This window comes from Pseudomonas sp. GW821-FHT04C07 (assembly GCF_059420325.1).
This window is the reverse complement of the sequence record NZ_JBWKTM010000011.1, coordinates 1-15,216: the sequence shown is the minus strand read 5'-3', so window position 1 is coordinate 15,216 and position 15,216 is coordinate 1. Positions and strand designations below refer to the sequence as shown.

At 58.8% G+C, this 15,216-nt stretch carries 10 protein-coding genes, 3 tRNA genes and 2 pseudogenes; 8 read left to right on the top strand and 7 right to left on the bottom strand.

Annotated elements, in window-relative coordinates; genetic code table 11:
* The first annotated feature begins 16 nt into the window (after positions 1-16).
* The 3 genes from AC07UI_RS19760 (at position 17) to AC07UI_RS19750 (ending at position 5,020) form a co-directional block, all read left to right on the top strand.
* Positions 17-637, top strand: a complete 621-nt coding sequence (locus tag AC07UI_RS19760; protein ID WP_494994091.1) for a TetR/AcrR family transcriptional regulator — start codon at positions 17-19, stop codon at positions 635-637.
* A gap of 178 nt (positions 638-815) precedes the next feature.
* Positions 816-1,937: an efflux RND transporter periplasmic adaptor subunit gene (locus AC07UI_RS19755; RefSeq protein WP_494994090.1), complete on the top strand. Its 1,122-nt coding sequence runs from the start codon at positions 816-818 to the stop codon at positions 1,935-1,937.
* Positions 1,934-5,020, top strand: a complete 3,087-nt coding sequence (locus tag AC07UI_RS19750; protein WP_494994089.1) for an efflux RND transporter permease subunit — start codon at positions 1,934-1,936, stop codon at positions 5,018-5,020. The genes AC07UI_RS19755 and AC07UI_RS19750 overlap by 4 nt, the downstream gene beginning before the upstream one ends.
* Positions 5,021-5,048: 28 nt before the next feature.
* Here AC07UI_RS19750 and AC07UI_RS19745 read toward each other — a convergent pair.
* The 3 genes and pseudogenes from AC07UI_RS19745 to AC07UI_RS19735 all read right to left on the bottom strand — a co-directional run.
* Positions 5,049-5,239: pseudogene (locus AC07UI_RS19745) on the bottom strand (integrase domain-containing protein); the annotation flags it as partial.
* A pseudogene (locus AC07UI_RS19740) lies at positions 5,240-5,749 on the bottom strand (tyrosine-type recombinase/integrase); the annotation flags it as partial.
* A 65-nt stretch (positions 5,750-5,814) separates the two neighbouring features.
* Positions 5,815-5,890, bottom strand: a tRNA-Asn gene (locus AC07UI_RS19735).
* A gap of 245 nt (positions 5,891-6,135) precedes the next feature.
* Here AC07UI_RS19735 and AC07UI_RS19730 point away from each other — a divergent pair.
* Complete coding sequence (locus AC07UI_RS19730; protein WP_494994088.1) at positions 6,136-6,369, top strand: hypothetical protein; 234 nt, start codon at positions 6,136-6,138, stop codon at positions 6,367-6,369.
* A gap of 6 nt (positions 6,370-6,375) precedes the next feature.
* On the opposite strand, the gene AC07UI_RS19725 is transcribed toward AC07UI_RS19730, so the two are convergent.
* Complete coding sequence (locus tag AC07UI_RS19725; RefSeq protein ID WP_123425711.1) at positions 6,376-6,579, bottom strand: hypothetical protein; 204 nt, start codon at positions 6,577-6,579, stop codon at positions 6,376-6,378.
* A gap of 128 nt (positions 6,580-6,707) precedes the next feature.
* Positions 6,708-7,904 (bottom strand): amino acid aminotransferase, encoded by a 1,197-nt coding sequence (locus AC07UI_RS19720; protein WP_494994087.1) that lies wholly within the window; start codon positions 7,902-7,904, stop codon positions 6,708-6,710.
* A 335-nt stretch (positions 7,905-8,239) separates the two neighbouring features.
* Between AC07UI_RS19720 and uvrB the strand changes: the two genes are divergently transcribed.
* The gene (uvrB, locus tag AC07UI_RS19715; protein ID WP_494994086.1) at positions 8,240-10,255 is read left to right on the top strand and encodes an excinuclease ABC subunit UvrB; all 2,016 of its coding nucleotides are present in this window, start codon (positions 8,240-8,242) and stop codon (positions 10,253-10,255) included.
* A gap of 127 nt (positions 10,256-10,382) precedes the next feature.
* Here uvrB and AC07UI_RS19710 read toward each other — a convergent pair whose 3' ends face one another.
* A complete protein-coding gene (locus AC07UI_RS19710) occupies positions 10,383-11,933 on the bottom strand; it encodes an MDR family MFS transporter (protein WP_494994085.1) in 1,551 nt (516 codons plus the stop codon).
* A complete protein-coding gene (locus AC07UI_RS19705; RefSeq protein WP_494994084.1) occupies positions 11,923-12,978 on the bottom strand; it encodes an HlyD family secretion protein in 1,056 nt (351 codons plus the stop codon). The genes AC07UI_RS19710 and AC07UI_RS19705 overlap by 11 nt, the downstream gene beginning before the upstream one ends.
* A gap of 233 nt (positions 12,979-13,211) precedes the next feature.
* Between AC07UI_RS19705 and gltX the strand changes: the two genes are divergently transcribed.
* The 3 genes from gltX (at position 13,212) to AC07UI_RS19690 (ending at position 15,216) form a co-directional block, all read left to right on the top strand.
* Positions 13,212-14,693 (top strand): glutamate--tRNA ligase, encoded by a 1,482-nt coding sequence (gene gltX / locus AC07UI_RS19700; protein WP_494994083.1) that lies wholly within the window; start codon positions 13,212-13,214, stop codon positions 14,691-14,693.
* 297 nt (positions 14,694-14,990) lie between these two features.
* Positions 14,991-15,066: transfer RNA gene (locus AC07UI_RS19695), tRNA-Ala, on the top strand.
* A gap of 78 nt (positions 15,067-15,144) precedes the next feature.
* A tRNA-Glu gene (locus tag AC07UI_RS19690) sits at positions 15,145-15,216 on the top strand.

The following is a 15,216-nucleotide window of genomic DNA, read 5'->3' as shown; positions in this document are numbered from 1 at the left end:
TGAGTAAGCTGCTCGCATGAATCAGCCATCAGTTTCTTCGCCCAGCGCCCGTGGCCCAGTCGATCACGACATTCGAGACCAGATTGTCGCGGCGGCCAACGAGCATTTCAGTCAGTACGGTTATGGCAAAACAACGGTTTCTGACCTAGCCAAGGCCATCGGCTTTTCCAAGGCTTACATCTACAAATTCTTTGAGTCCAAGCAGGCGATTGGTGAAGCAATCTGTACAAATTGCCTGACTGAAATCGTTGCGGCAGTGGAGCAGGCCATCAATGTAGACGGCATCTCGCCGACTGAACGTTTTCGGCGCCTGGTCAAAACCTTAATCGCTACAGGTGTGAGCCTGTTCTTTAACGACCGTAAACTCTATGACATCGCAGCGTTCGCCGCGTCGGAGCGCTGGCCCTGCTCACAAGTCTATGACGCTCAGATCAAGAGCTTCGTGTCGCAAATCGTGCGTGAGGGGCGAGAGCTCGGCGAGTTTGAACGCAAGACACCGCTGGACGAGACGGTAGAGGCGATTCATCTCGCTCTGCGGCCTTTCATCAATCCTTTGCTATTGCAGTACAACCTCGATTTTGTTGAAGAAGCCCCTTCTCTTATCTCCAATCTTGTTCTGCGCAGCCTGATGCCTTAAACCTCTGCTGACGGATGCGCTGCGCATCCGTATCGGCGTGTGCGCCTGAAAAAACTAGATATCAAGCCTCTCTGCTTTGCTCTGATCAAGTGGGGGAATGTTCATTCGTCTCGGTAGTGACTATTGACAGAATTGGTCACTTGAATAAGCATGGTGCATCCGCTACCGGGAGGTCTTTATGATCCAGCGCCACCGCATGTCACTCATTTTCATTGTCTTGTTGCCGTTTGCCCTGGCAGCCTGCAACGAGGCCACGCCTGCCGATCCTCGCCTTCAAGTGCCCTTGGTGCGCATCGGCGTGGTTCAACCCTCTGCGCCTGCGGCACGGGTATTCACCGGTATCGTCGCGGCTCGAGTTCAGAGCGATCTCGGTTTTCGGGTGCCTGGGAAAGTCTTGGAGCGCTTGGTGGACTCTGGGCAGAGTGTCAAACGTGGGCAGCCACTCATGCGCATCGATGCCAACGACCTGACGCTGGCCGCGAGGGCGCAGCAGGAAGCGGTGCTGGCCGCTATGGCCCGAGCGCGGCAGGCCTCCGATGATGAGCTTCGCTACCGTGATTTGGTGTCCGTCGGTGCGGTATCTGCCTCAGCTTACGCAGGGATCAAAGCGGCTGCCGACTCGGCGAAAGCTCAGCTAAACGCTGCCCAGGCTCAGGCTGATGTGGCGAAAAACGCGACCGGTTATTCGACGTTGCTGGCGGATGCTGATGGGGTTGTAGTGGATACCTTGGCGGAGCCGGGGCAGGTGGTTGGCGCAGGACAGATGGTGGTACGCGTTGCCCATTCAGGGCAACGCGAGGCCGTGATCCAGTTACCCGAGACGCTACGTCCTGAGCTGGGCTCGGCGGCGACGGTTGAGCTCTACGGGCAGAACCAGCGTGCAGGCAGCGCCCGTTTACGTCAGCTGTCCGACTCTGCGGACCGACAGACCCGAACGTTTGAAGCGCGTTATGTGCTGGAGGGAGCGCTCTCCAACGCCACCCTGGGTTCGACGATCTCAGTGGTTATCGCCGACACGGATGTTGCTGATGCCAAGGAATTACAGGTGCCCATGGGGGCCCTCTACGACGCGGGTAAAGGCCCGGGTGTCTGGGTGGTTGGGGGAGAACCGGAGCATGTGGTATGGCGCCCGATCAAGGTTCGCAGCTTGAATAATGAGGCCAGCGTGCGCGTGACGGGTGATCTCCAGGTGGGTGATCGTGTCGTCGCATTGGGTGCACACCTATTGAATGAGGGAGAGAAGGTCAGGACTGAAGTTGCCGGTGCCACGCAAAAAACGGTGGTTGAGGTGAGTCGATGAGCGGCTTCAATCTTTCGGCGCTGGCAGTACGCGAGCGTTCAATCACCCTGTTTTTGATCCTGCTGATTTCTGTGGGTGGGTTGTACGCCTTCTTCAAACTGGGGCGTGCGGAAGACCCCGCATTCACTATTAAACAAATGACGGTGGTCACCGCCTGGCCTGGGGCGACGGCCCAGGAGATCCAAGACCAGGTGGTAGAAAAGCTGGAAAAACGCATGCAGGAACTGCGTTGGTACGACCGGACCGAGACCTTTACCCGGCCCGGCTTGGCATTCACCACGGTTTATCTGCTCGATAGCACGCCGCCCCCAGCCGTCCAGGAGGAGTTTTACCAGGCGCGCAAGAAAATCCTGGATGAGCAGAAGGGGTTGCCGTCTGGGGTGATCGGCCCGATGGTCAATGATGAGTATTCCGATGTCACCTTCGCGCTCTATGCGCTCAAGGCCAAGGGCGAGCCGCAACGTCTGTTGGTGCGCGAAGCCGAGAGCTTGCGCCAGCGTCTGCTGCATGTGGCGGGTGTGAAGAAGGTCAACATCATCGGTGAACAGGCCGAGCGCATTTTTGTCGAGCTGTCCTACGAGCGTCTGGCGACACTGGGCATTTCCGCACGAGAAATCTTCAGTGCGTTGAACACGCAGAACATGATAACGCCGGCCGGCTCAGTTGAAGCGAAGGGCCCACAGGTGTTCATCCGCCTGGATGGCGCGTTTGATGACCTGCAGAAGATTCGTAATACCCCACTGACGGTGCAGGGCAGAACCCTCAAGTTGTCCGATGTGGCTGAGGTCAAGCGCGGTTATGAGGACCCTGCGACGTTCCTGGTACGCAACAATGGCGAGCCCGCATTGTTGCTCGGCGTGGTCATGCGCGATGGCTGGAACGGTCTGGATCTGGGGAAGTCGCTGGAGGCCGAGGCGACAGCGATCAACGAGCAGATGCCTTTGGGCATGAGCCTGACCAGGGTCACGGATCAGGCGGTGAATATTGGCGCATCCGTCAACGAGTTCATGGTGAAGTTTTTTGCTGCCCTGGGCGTGGTGCTGTTGGTGTGTTTTCTCAGCATGGGCTGGCGTGTCGGCGTTGTGGTTGCCGCGGCGGTGCCGCTGACCCTGGCGGCCGTGTTCATTGTCATGGCGGCCACGGGCAAAGACTTCGATCGAATTACCCTGGGCTCGTTGATTCTGGCGCTGGGACTGCTGGTGGACGATGCAATCATTGCCATTGAAATGATGGTGGTGAAGATGGAGGAGGGCTACGACCGAATCAAGGCCTCCGCTTATGCCTGGAGCCACACGGCCGCGCCGATGTTGTCGGGGACGTTGGTGACGGCGATCGGCTTTATGCCCAACGGTTTTGCCAAGTCGACGGCTGGTGAGTACACCGCGAACATGTTCTGGATCGTTGGCATTGCGCTGATCACTTCCTGGGTGGTGGCCGTGGTGTTTACCCCTTACCTGGGCGTCAAACTGCTGCCGCAGATCAAGGTGCCTGAAGGCGGGCATGCGGCGATTTACGGTACACCGAACTACCAGCGTTTCAGGCGCCTGCTGGGCAGTGTGATCCGCCGCAAAGGCCTGGTGGCTACATCCGTCGTTGGCTTGTTTGTTGTTGCGATTCTGGGCATGGGCGTGGTCAAGAAGCAGTTCTTTCCAACGTCCGACCGACCTGAGGTGCTGGTTGAGGTGCAGATGCCTTACGGCACCTCTATAGAACAGACTGATGCGGCCGCGGCCAAGGTCGAGGCGTGGTTGGCTCTGCAGTCGGAAGCCAAGATCGTCACCGCTTACATTGGCCAGGGTGCGCCGCGCTTCTATTTGGCGATGGCCCCTGAGCTACCCGATCCATCCTTCGCAAAAATCGTCGTCCTGACCGCGAGTCAGCAAGAGCGCGAGGCGCTCAAGCTCCGCCTCAGGCAAGCCGCAGCCGATGGCTTGGCGCCTGAAGCCCGGGTGCGGGTGACGCAGTTGGTATTTGGTCCTTATTCACCGTATCCAGTGGCCTTTCGGGTGATGGGCGCCGACCCCGCGGTGTTGCGGGATATCGCCGCGCAGGTGCGTGAGGTCATGACCGCCAGCCCCATGATGAGGACCGTCAACACCGACTTGGGCGAGCGCGCGCCGGCACTTCATCTCACGCTGGATCAGGATCGCCTGCAAGCATTCGGCTTGACCTCGACCGATGTCGCGCAACAGCTGCAATTCCTGCTCACGGGGGTGCCTGTCACCGAGGTGCGTGAGGACATTCGTTCGGTTCAGGTGGTCGCTCGCTCGGCGGGAGAGACGCGTCTGGATCCGTCGAAAATTGCCGCCTTCACGCTGACCGGTGCCCAAGGGCAGCGCGTGTCGCTGTCCCAGGTAGGGGCGGTGGATGTGCGCATGGAGGAGCCCATTCTGCGACGTCGTGATCGTACGCCGACGATAACTGTGCGCGGTGACGTGGCTGAAGGTCTTCAGCCTCCCGATGTCTCCAACGCCTTGATAACGCAGTTGCAGCCCATCATCGAAAAACTGCCGGCGGGCTACCGGATTGAGTTTGCCGGCTCGATCGAGGAGTCGGGTAAAGCGAACAAGGCATTGCTACCGTTGTTCCCGATCATGATCGCGCTGATGTTGCTGACCATCATTATTCAGGTGCGCTCGATGTCGGCAATGATGATGGTGTTCGCCACCGCGCCTTTGGGCCTGATTGGTGTGGTGCCAATTCTGCTGCTGTTCCAGCAACCGTTCGGGATCAACGCCTTGGTGGGACTGATTGCCTTGTCAGGAATTCTGATGCGCAACACGCTGATCCTCATCGGACAGATTCACTCCAATGAGCAAGCCGGCCTGTCGCCTCACAACGCCGTGGTCGAAGCCACTGTGCAGCGCGCGAGGCCCGTGATTCTCACGGCGTTGGCGGCAATGCTGGCGTTCATTCCGCTGACCCATTCGGTGTTCTGGGGAACGCTGGCCTACACCCTGATTGGCGGTACGTTTGCCGGCACCGTGCTGACCCTGGTGTTCCTGCCAGCGATGTACGCCCTCTGGTTCAAGATCAAGCCTGAGCCCGTGCATGAGCTTGCAGCGAACACTCATGTTGCTTGATACCTGCGTGCCTGGATCGTCTCAAAAAACCTTGTTCAACTTGGTGACGCAGATATATGGCGTAGTCAGCAAGGTCTGCCGATCAATTAGTCGCGCATCGTTAAACCCTGGTCCATCCTCCGAGCGACACCAGCGTACAAACGCCTGCCACCGATCACTGTGCGCTTTGACCGTGCCGTAATGCCCGCTGCCAAATAGATCTTTCTGCGCTTGCGGTCCGATCCGTTCCTGCAATTCAGGCAAGCGCGATAAGGATAAAGCGGGGTGGTGGACGACCCGCGAGGCTTTGATCGAGCCTACGTGGTCGTAAGCAGGGTTTACGGTGATAAGCCGGAGGCGCTTTGCCTCGCGCATGATGCTCTGCAGGTAGTTTTGTACCCTTAAAGCGACGTCTATCGTCCCGCGCTTCTTAATCGCTTCCAGGGGCTGCATAAGGTCGTGGGTACCGAGGTCGACAATTGCACGGGCGCCGATCAGCGGGAAGAGGTGGGTTTTGAGGCGACTCATCACTGTCTTGGAATAGTCTGGTGTCCATTTGGCTGACATTTCCGTGTGCCAGCCGAGGGCAACGCTTTTAAAGGTGCGGCCTTTGATCAGGGCTTGGGTCTTGGCTTGGTTCTTGGCTCCTATGGGGGCAATGCCATCCGCCAGCATCCGCTTGACCTCCAGGCGCTTGCGGCGCGCATCGGCGAGGCCAACGATGAGGTAGTTGCCGAAAACGAAAAAACCCGCCAAAAGAAGGCGGGTTTTTCGGGAGTTTCAGAGATTTTGGAAGCCTTCTCTGGAACCTTGTCTGGCTCCACGACCTGGACTCGAACCAGGGACCCAGTGATTAACAGTCACTTGCTCTACCAACTGAGCTATCGCGGAATGTGGCCTATGTTACTGATTGAAAAGGAGAAGTCAAGTGCCGCTTGGCATCTTCGATGCTTTTCAAGTCGGATCAGGGGATGGCTGGCCAGGCAAAATGCGATTGGCGGTTACCAGAAGGCAGGCAGAGGTCTACCATGACGCCCCGGAAGTGGTTTCACGCGCTGCCGGCCCCCAGCCGAAAAGGTACGTGTCATGACCCATCAACAAGTGTTTTGCGTTTCACAGCCTGTGGCGGTGAGCGCATGAGCATTGCCCAGATCAGCCTGCCCAAAGGTGTTGGCCCGCACGTCGAGAAGCTTTTCGAGGCGATCATTCAGGCCGGTTCCACCGAGGACCTGAATCGTGCTGGCGGCAAGGCCGAAGGCTTTGTGTTGGGGCTGGAAAGCACCAAGGCGATCAAAAGCCAGGTCGCCGAGTCGCTGTATGTGGCCTTTGACGACGCCGCCAGTCAGCGTTCGACCGAACTGGCGGGCTGATCGACCTTATCCGCCGAAGGTAAAGGTGCCGAGCATGAACTTGGCGTACAGCGAGGTGGCAGCCAGTTGCACCAGCCACAGGGCCAGGCCACCGAGAAACACGCCCAAGGCAACCTGCCACACCAGTCCGCTGCTGCGTTTGGTCTGGTTGCGCGGCACGAAGTGATCCAGGTCTTCATCGCGGTCAGCGCGTAAATCATCGTTTTTCATAAGATATCTCGAATAGGCAGGGCGCTAGACCATCAGTCTAGAGTGCATGTGCGCCACGCTGTTGATTTTCTGGGCAGCAACGAAAAGGGGAAGCCAAACGGCTTCCCCTTTTCTGTCGCGCGTGTGGCTTAGATCACCTGAACGATGGCCTTGGTCACCACATCGATATTGCTCTGGTTCAGCGCGGCGACGCAGATGCGGCCGGTGTCCAGTGCATAGATGCCGAACTCGGTGCGCAGGCGGGTAACCTGCTCAACGGTCAGGCCGGAGTAGGAGAACATGCCACACTGACGACCGACGAAGCTGAAGTCGCGGTCAGGCGCGTTTTTCGCCAGCAGATCGACCATCTGCGTGCGCATGCCGCGAATGCGCAGACGCATCTCGGCCAGTTCCTGTTCCCACTGGGCGCGCAGCTCAGGGCTGTTCAGTACGGCGGCAACAATGGCTGCACCGTGGGTCGGTGGGTTGGAGTAGTTGGTGCGAATCACGCGTTTGACTTGCGACAGTACGCGCGCGCTTTCTTCTTTCGATTCGCTGACGATCGACAGTGCGCCAACACGCTCGCCGTACAGCGAGAACGACTTGGAGAACGAGCTGGAAACGAAGAAGTTCAGGCCCGACTCGGCGAACAGGCGCACAGCAGCGGCGTCTTCGTCGATGCCGTCGCCAAAGCCCTGGTAGGCCATGTCGAGGAACGGTACGAGGTTTTTCGCCTTGACCACGTCCAGAACGTTTTTCCAGTCAGCCGGGCTCAAGTCGACGCCAGTCGGGTTGTGGCAGCAAGCGTGCAGCACAACGATCGAGCCGGCTGGCAGGGCGTTCAGGTCTTCCAGCAGGCCAGTGCGGTTTACGTCGTGAGTCGCGGCGTCGTAGTAGCGATAGTTCTGAACCGGGAAACCGGCGGTTTCGAACAGCGCGCGGTGGTTTTCCCAGCTTGGGTCGCTGATGGCAACGACGGCGTTCGGCAGCAGTTGCTTGAGGAAGTCAGCACCGATTTTCAGCGCGCCGGTACCGCCGACGGACTGGGTGGTGACAACCCGGCCAGCCGCGAGCAGTGGCGAGTCTTTACCGAACAGCAGCTTTTGCACGGCCTGGTCGTAGGCGGCAATGCCGTCGATCGGCAGGTAGCCACGGGAAGCATGTTGAGCGGCGCGAATCGTCTCGGCTTCGACAACGGCTCGCAGGAGTGGAATTCGCCCCTCCTCGTTGCAGTAAACACCAACCCCCAGGTTGACCTTGTCAGTGCGGGTGTCAGCGTTGAATGCTTCGTTGAGGCCCAGGATTGGATCGCGTGGTGCCATTTCGACAGCGGAGAACAGGCTCATTATTACGGCGGCTCTGAATGGAGTGTGGAGGGACGTGCAGCGCTCCAGCCGAATGCACTAGAGCGGTGCACAAACGGGGAGCTAGTATAGAGGCCATCACCGATCGCTGCGACAGGCGATTGGGCTTTTAAGGCAAGTTTTTCGGTTTATTTCTCGACCGTTAGTCAAATTGCAACATCAAGGGGGTTGTGGGGATGTAGGGCGTTTGCCTTGAAACCTGTGGCATTTGGCTCCACATCGAGCACAATCCAGTTTTTTCCCGGCGACATTGGTCGTTTGCGGTCTTTCTCGTTGCTGTCCGGCATTGCCGGGCAGGCCTTCACCAGAGGTACGTTATGTCTGATTTCCAGCTAGTCACCCGCTTTGAGCCCGCTGGCGATCAGCCGGAAGCCATTCGCCTGATGGTCGAAGGTATCGAGGCCGGGCTGGCGCACCAGACGCTGCTCGGTGTGACCGGCTCGGGCAAGACGTTCAGCATTGCCAACGTGATCGCTCAGATCAACCGCCCGACCCTGGTGCTGGCGCCGAACAAGACCCTGGCGGCGCAGCTGTATGGGGAATTCAAGGCGTTTTTCCCGAACAACGCGGTGGAGTACTTCGTTTCCTACTACGACTACTACCAGCCTGAAGCCTACGTGCCGTCTTCCGACACCTTTATCGAGAAAGACGCTTCGATCAACGATCACATCGAACAGATGCGGTTGTCCGCGACCAAGGCCTTGCTGGAGCGCAAGGACGCGATCATTGTCACCACGGTTTCGTGCATCTACGGCTTGGGCAGTCCGGAAACCTATTTGAAGATGGTGCTGCACGTGGATCGCGGCGACAAGCTCGATCAGCGTGCCTTGTTGCGCCGGCTCGCCGACTTGCAATACACCCGCAATGACATGGACTTTGCCCGTGCGACCTTTCGCGTACGCGGCGATGTGATTGATATCCACCCGGCGGAATCTGATTTTGAAGCGATCCGCATCGAGCTCTTCGATGATGAAGTGGAGAAGATTTCCGCCTTCGATCCGCTGACTGGCGAAGTGATCCGCAAACTGCCGCGTTTCACCTTCTATCCGAAAAGCCACTACGTGACGCCACGGGAAACCCTGCTGGATGCCATCGAAGGGATCAAGGTCGAGCTTCAGGAGCGCCTGGAATATCTGCGCTCCAATAACAAGCTGGTGGAAGCGCAGCGTCTGGAGCAGCGCACCCGTTTTGACCTGGAGATGATTCTCGAGCTGGGTTACTGCAACGGCATCGAAAACTACTCACGCTATCTGTCGGGCCGTGAATCGGGTGAGGCGCCGCCAACCTTGTTTGACTACCTGCCAGCCGATGCCTTGCTGGTGATCGACGAATCCCACGTCAGCGTGCCGCAGGTCGGCGCGATGTACAAAGGCGACCGTTCGCGCAAGGAAACCCTGGTGGAATACGGTTTCCGTCTTCCATCGGCGCTGGACAACCGGCCAATGCGTTTTGACGAATGGGAAAGTATCAGCCCGCAGACGATTTTCGTATCGGCAACACCGGGTAACTATGAGGCCGAGCACGCCGGTCGCGTGATCGAGCAGGTGGTGCGGCCGACCGGTCTGGTGGATCCGCAGATCGAGATTCGTCCGGCGCTGACTCAAGTCGATGATTTGCTCTCGGAAATCAACAAGCGTGTGGCACTGGAAGAGCGGGTGCTGGTGACCACGCTGACCAAACGTATGTCCGAAGACCTCACCGATTATCTGGCCGACCATGGCGTGCGAGTGCGTTATCTGCACTCGGACATCGATACGGTGGAGCGGGTCGAAATCATTCGTGATTTGCGTCTGGGGACGTTTGATGTGCTGGTGGGGATCAACCTGCTGCGTGAAGGTCTGGACATGCCCGAGGTGTCACTGGTGGCGATTCTCGATGCGGACAAGGAGGGCTTCCTGCGTTCCGAGCGCTCACTGATTCAGACCATTGGTCGTGCAGCGCGTAACCTCAATGGGCGGGCGATTCTCTACGCTGACCGGATCACCGGTTCGATGGAGCGGGCGATTGGCGAGACCGAGCGCCGTCGCGAGAAGCAAATTGCCTTCAACCTGGCCAACGGCATTACCCCCAAAGGCGTGTTCAAGGACGTTGCCGACATCATGGAAGGCGCTACCGTGCCGGGTTCGCGCAGCAAAAAGCGCAAAGGCATGGCCAAAGCTGCCGAGGAAAGCGCCAGGTACGAAAACGAACTGCGCTCGCCGAGCGAAATTTCCAAGCGTATTCGCCAGCTCGAAGAGAAGATGTACCAGTTGGCGCGAGACCTTGAGTTTGAAGCCGCTGCGCAAATGCGCGACGAGATCGCCAAACTGCGCGAACGGTTGATGGTGGTTTGATGATCGAGGTCGATCGTTCCCACGCTCTGCGTGGGAATGCATCCAGTGACGCTGCGCGTCACATCCAGAGCGGACGCGGAGCGTCCGGGGTGGCATTCCCGGCGTGGGAACGATCACTAACTCGGTGTCAGTGCGCTTCCCCAGTCTTGATCCCCGCCGGCAATGCCTTGGTCAGCAGAATCGCCAGCATGCTGATCCCCAATGCAATCCCGACAAAATGAAAGGCATCGTTGTAGGCCATGATCGACGCCTGTTGATGGGCGATCTCGCTGAGTTTGCCTAGCGCTGCGGTCTCATTGCCGAATTTATCGGTCAGTATCGCAATACGCTCGGCGACCTGTGGGTTGCTCGGGACGATGGACTCTCGCAAATAGTCGAAGTAGGTCTTGGTTCGGGCGTCGAGCAGTGTGGCGAGGAGGGCGATCCCGATCGCACCACCGAGGTTGCGCAGGATGTTGAACAGGCTCGAAGCAGACCCTGCGTCCTGCGGCAGGATATAGGCAGTGGCGATCAACGAAATGGTTACCATGATCAGCGGCTGGCCCATGGCACGGATGAGCTGGATCTGATTGAACTGCGGTCCGGCAAAGTCCGGGTTGAGTGCGCCCGACAAGAAACTCGCCAGCCCGAATAGTCCGAATCCCAAAGTGCACAGCAATTTGGGCGGGATGAACTTCATCAGCTTGGGCACCAGCGGGATCAGAAACAGCTGCGGCACGCCCATCCACATAATCACTTCGCCGATCTGCAAGGCGTTGTAGCTCTGGATCTGAGCCAGATACAGCGGCAACAGATAAATCGATCCGTACAGCCCGACACCCATCCCCAGGCTGGAGATGCTCGACAGACCGAAGTTGCGGTTACGCAGGATGCCAAGATTGATCAGCGGGTCAGGCTTGGAGATCTGCACGATCACAAAGGTGATCAGGCTCAACAGCGCGATGCTGCCCAGGGTGACGATCAGATTCGATTCCAGCCAGTTTTTGCGATGGCCTTCTTCAAGAAAAACCTGCAAACAGCCCAGGCCGATGCCAAGTGTAAGAATGCCGGTGTAGTCGGTGCTTTTCAGCAGTTCCCAGTGGGCTTCCTTTTTCTCCAGGCCATAGAGCAACCCGGCGATCATGATCAGACCGGGCGGGACGTTGATGTAGAAGATGTATTGCCATCCCCAGTTTTCGGTGAGCCAGCCGCCGATGGTCGGGCCGATGGACGGAGCGAAGGTCGCGGTCATGGCGAACATGGCCATACCTTTGGCGCGGTGGTGTTCGGGGAGCTTGATCAGCGTCAGCGTGAACGCCAGCGGAATCAGCGCGCCGCCGGTGAAGCCTTGTAAGGCACGAAAGACGATCATGCTCTCCAGGCTCCAGGCGATGGAGCACAGCAATGAGGCCGCCAGAAAGCCCAGCGAGACCCATACCGCCAGTCGTCGTGCGGACAGCAGCTGCACCAGCCAGGCGGTGAGGGGGATCATGATGATCTCCGCCACCAGGTACGAGGTGGAAATCCACGAGCCTTCTTCAAGAGTGGCCGACAGCGCGCCCTGAATATCCTTGAGCGAGGAGTTGGTGATCTGGATGTCGAGCACCGCCATAAAGGCACCGAGCATCGCGCTCATCACCGCAATCCAGTCGCGCCGGGTCGGTTCACCGACCGGACGGATCAGTTGATCACCGGCCATTTTCTGCGTCAGCGTCGGCTTTGATGTTGACTTTGACGGTGACCGACATGCCCGGGCGAATTTTGCCGCGCAGCGGATTATCAGCGGCGAAGGTCAGTTTGACCGGGATGCGCTGAACCACCTTGGTGAAGTTGCCAGTGGCGTTGTCCGGCGGCAGCAGACTGAACTGCGCGCCAGAGGCGGCGAACAGGCTGTCGACTCGGGCCTCGATCGGTGTGTCGCCATAAGCGTCGAAAGTCAGCTCGGCTTTTTGCCCGGGCTTCATGTGGCCGATCTGGGTTTCCTTGAAGTTGGCCTGAATCCAGATGTCCTGATCCGGCACGATCGACAGCAAGTAGGCACCGGCCTGCACATATTGGCCGTTGCGGGCGGCGCGCTGGCCGATCAGGCCGCTGATCGGTGCATGGATTTCACTGCGGGCCAGGTTCAGCTCGGCCTGAGCCAGGTCGGTTTTGGCGTTGGCGATCTGCGCGTCGAGGCGTTTGATCTCGGCGCTGAGGGCATTGACCTGCTGGCGCTGGGCTTGCAAGTCAGCCTGGGCCTTGGCCACTTGCGAACGGGCGATATGGTTGTCGGCGGAGAGGGTGGTGACCCGTTCTTCCGAGACATAACCTGGTTTACGCAGGGTCTGCGCGCGGGACAGGTCGATCTGTGAACGTCCGAGGCTGGCCTGGCTGGACGCAACCTGTGCCTGGCTGGCGGCGATCAGGCTCGCCTGTTGGGTCAGCTTGCTCTGGGCTTGCAGGCGTTCCGCCTCGCGGGTGGCCAGCGTGGCGTTGGCGCGGTCGACGGCGAGATGGAAGTCAGCGCCTTCGAGTCTGATCAGAAGTTCGCCTTTTTCCACGTGCTGGTTGTCGCGCACCAGCACTTCGTCGATGCGTGCGCCCAGTTGGCTGGACACGCGAGTGATTTCGCCCTGGACATAGGCGTTATCGGTGCTTTCATAAAATCGTCCCTTGAAGAACCACTGGGCGAAGAGGCTCAGTGCGATCAGCAGGACGATCGACAGAAAAGTAAGCAGGCGACGCTTGAGTGGGGCAGGCATGGGCAGACTGTAGTCGATAGGTGTAAGGAAATTTAACAGGGGGGGCGAATCTGGCATATAGCCAGCGGGGGGTAAATGCCGGTTGCTGATAATCGGCCATTCAGCTGCTTTAGAGCGGTTTGTAGCCTCAACCTTGGCTTAAATGCCCTGCTCACTGGAGCCGGGTCGGTGTCGCCTGTTACCATTCGCCCCTTGTTTCATCTCCGCTTTTTATATTCTTTCCGAGACATGCCATGACCACCGTCCGCACTCGCATCGCGCCATCGCCAACCGGGGATCCCCACGTCGGCACCGCCTACATCGCTTTGTTCAACTACTGCTTTGCCAAGCAGCATGGCGGTGAGTTCATCCTGCGGATCGAAGACACCGATCAATTGCGTTCGACCCGAGAGTCCGAACAGCAGATCTTCGATGCCTTGCGCTGGCTGGGCATCGACTGGAGCGAAGGTCCGGATGTCGGCGGCCCGCACGGCCCGTATCGCCAGAGCGAGCGCGGTGATATCTACCAGAAGTACTGCCAGCAACTGGTCGACCTGGGCCATGCCTTCCCGTGCTTCTGCACCAGCGACGAACTGGACCAGATGCGCGCCGAGCAAATGGCCCGCGGAGAAACCCCACGCTACGACGGCCGTGCGCTGTTGCTCTCCAAAGAAGAAGTCGCCTCCCGCCTGGCCGCTGGCGAGCCCCACGTGATCCGCATGAAGGTGCCGACAGAAGGCGTCTGCGTGGTACCGGACATGCTCCGTGGCGACGTCGAGATCCCATGGGATCGCATGGACATGCAAGTGCTGATGAAGACCGACGGCTTGCCGACCTACTTCCTTGCCAACGTGGTCGACGATCACCTGATGGGCATCACCCACGTCCTGCGCGGCGAAGAGTGGCTGCCCTCGGCGCCGAAACTGATCCTGCTTTACGAATACTTCGGCTGGGAACAACCGCAGTTGTGCTACATGCCGCTGCTGCGTAATCCGGACAAGAGCAAGTTGTCCAAGCGCAAGAACCCGACCTCGGTGACCTTCTACGAGCGCATGGGCTTCATGCCGGAAGCGATGCTCAACTACCTGGGTCGTATGGGCTGGTCGATGCCGGACGAGCGCGAGAAGTTCTCACTGCAGGAAATGGTCGACAACTTCGACCTGTCGCGGGTTTCCCTGGGCGGGCCGATCTTTGACATCGAGAAGCTGTCCTGGCTCAACGGCCAGTGGCTGCGTGATCTGCCGGTGGCAGAGTTCGCCAGTCGCGTGCAGACCTGGGCGCTGAATCCTGAATACATGATGAAGATCGCACCGCACGTGCAGGGTCGGGTTGAGACCTTCAGCCAGATCGCGCCGTTGGCCGGGTTCTTCTTCGCCGGTGGCGTGACGCCGGATGCCAGGCTGTTCGAGTCCAAGAAGCTCTCGGGCGACCAGGTGCGTCAGCTGATGCAGCTGATCCTGTGGAAGCTGGAAAGCCTGCGTCAGTGGGAGAAGGACAGCATCACCGCGACCATTCAGGCCGTGGTCGAGTCCCTGGAGCTGAAGCTGCGTGACGCCATGCCGCTGATGTTCGCTGCCATCACTGGCCAGGCCAGCTCGGTGTCGGTGCTCGATGCGATGGAAATCCTCGGTCCGGACCTGACGCGTTTCCGCCTGCGCCAGGCCATCGACTTGCTCGGTGGTGTGTCGAAGAAGGAAAACAAGGAGTGGGAAAAACTCCTGGGCGCTATCGCCTGAGACGGCTGAGTCGGCACGTTCCCTCTGTAGCAGCTGCCGCAGGCTGCGTTGGGCTGCGAAGCGGCCCTTAAATGGCCTCGACTCAATTTACTGATAAAGGGCAGGACGCCCGATTCAGGAGCACTTCATGGTCCAACGCAGCCTTCGGCAGCTGCTACAGAGTGGATGCCCTCCCCGGATTCTCTAGGGGAGGGCGGTAAGTGATTGTTATGCCGACAAAAAATATTGAAAATTGTTGAAAAAGAATTTGACAGCTTCCCAATACGCCCTTAAGATTCGCCCCGTCCTCACCGACGAGGGGCTATAGCTCAGCTGGGAGAGCGCTTGCATGGCATGCAAGAGGTCAACGGTTCGATCCCGTTTAGCTCCACCAATTTTACAGTTCAAGGTCTGGCCACACCGGCCTTGAATCGATCAGACTCAGCCTGATCAGATGTATAGAAGGGTTTGCGTCCCCTTCGTCTAGTGGCCTAGGACACCGCCCTTTCACGGCGGTAACAGGGGTTCGAGTCCCCTAGGGGAC

Bases quoted from the DNA above. Each gene is read 5' to 3' on its own strand.
- AC07UI_RS19760 (WP_494994091.1), top strand. From the start codon at position 17: ATGAATCAGCCATCAGTTTCTTCGCCCAGCGCCCGTGGCCCAGTCGAT.
- AC07UI_RS19755 (WP_494994090.1), top strand. From the start codon at position 816: ATGATCCAGCGCCACCGCATGTCACTCATTTTCATTGTCTTGTTGCCG.
- AC07UI_RS19750 (WP_494994089.1), top strand. From the start codon at position 1,934: ATGAGCGGCTTCAATCTTTCGGCGCTGGCAGTACGCGAGCGTTCAATC.
- AC07UI_RS19730 (WP_494994088.1), top strand. From the start codon at position 6,136: ATGAGCATTGCCCAGATCAGCCTGCCCAAAGGTGTTGGCCCGCACGTC.
- AC07UI_RS19725 (WP_123425711.1), bottom strand. From the start codon at position 6,579: ATGAAAAACGATGATTTACGCGCTGACCGCGATGAAGACCTGGATCAC.
- AC07UI_RS19720 (WP_494994087.1), bottom strand. From the start codon at position 7,904: ATGAGCCTGTTCTCCGCTGTCGAAATGGCACCACGCGATCCAATCCTG.
- uvrB (WP_494994086.1), top strand. From the start codon at position 8,240: ATGTCTGATTTCCAGCTAGTCACCCGCTTTGAGCCCGCTGGCGATCAG.
- AC07UI_RS19710 (WP_494994085.1), bottom strand. From the start codon at position 11,933: ATGGCCGGTGATCAACTGATCCGTCCGGTCGGTGAACCGACCCGGCGC.
- AC07UI_RS19705 (WP_494994084.1), bottom strand. From the start codon at position 12,978: ATGCCTGCCCCACTCAAGCGTCGCCTGCTTACTTTTCTGTCGATCGTC.
- gltX (WP_494994083.1), top strand. From the start codon at position 13,212: ATGACCACCGTCCGCACTCGCATCGCGCCATCGCCAACCGGGGATCCC.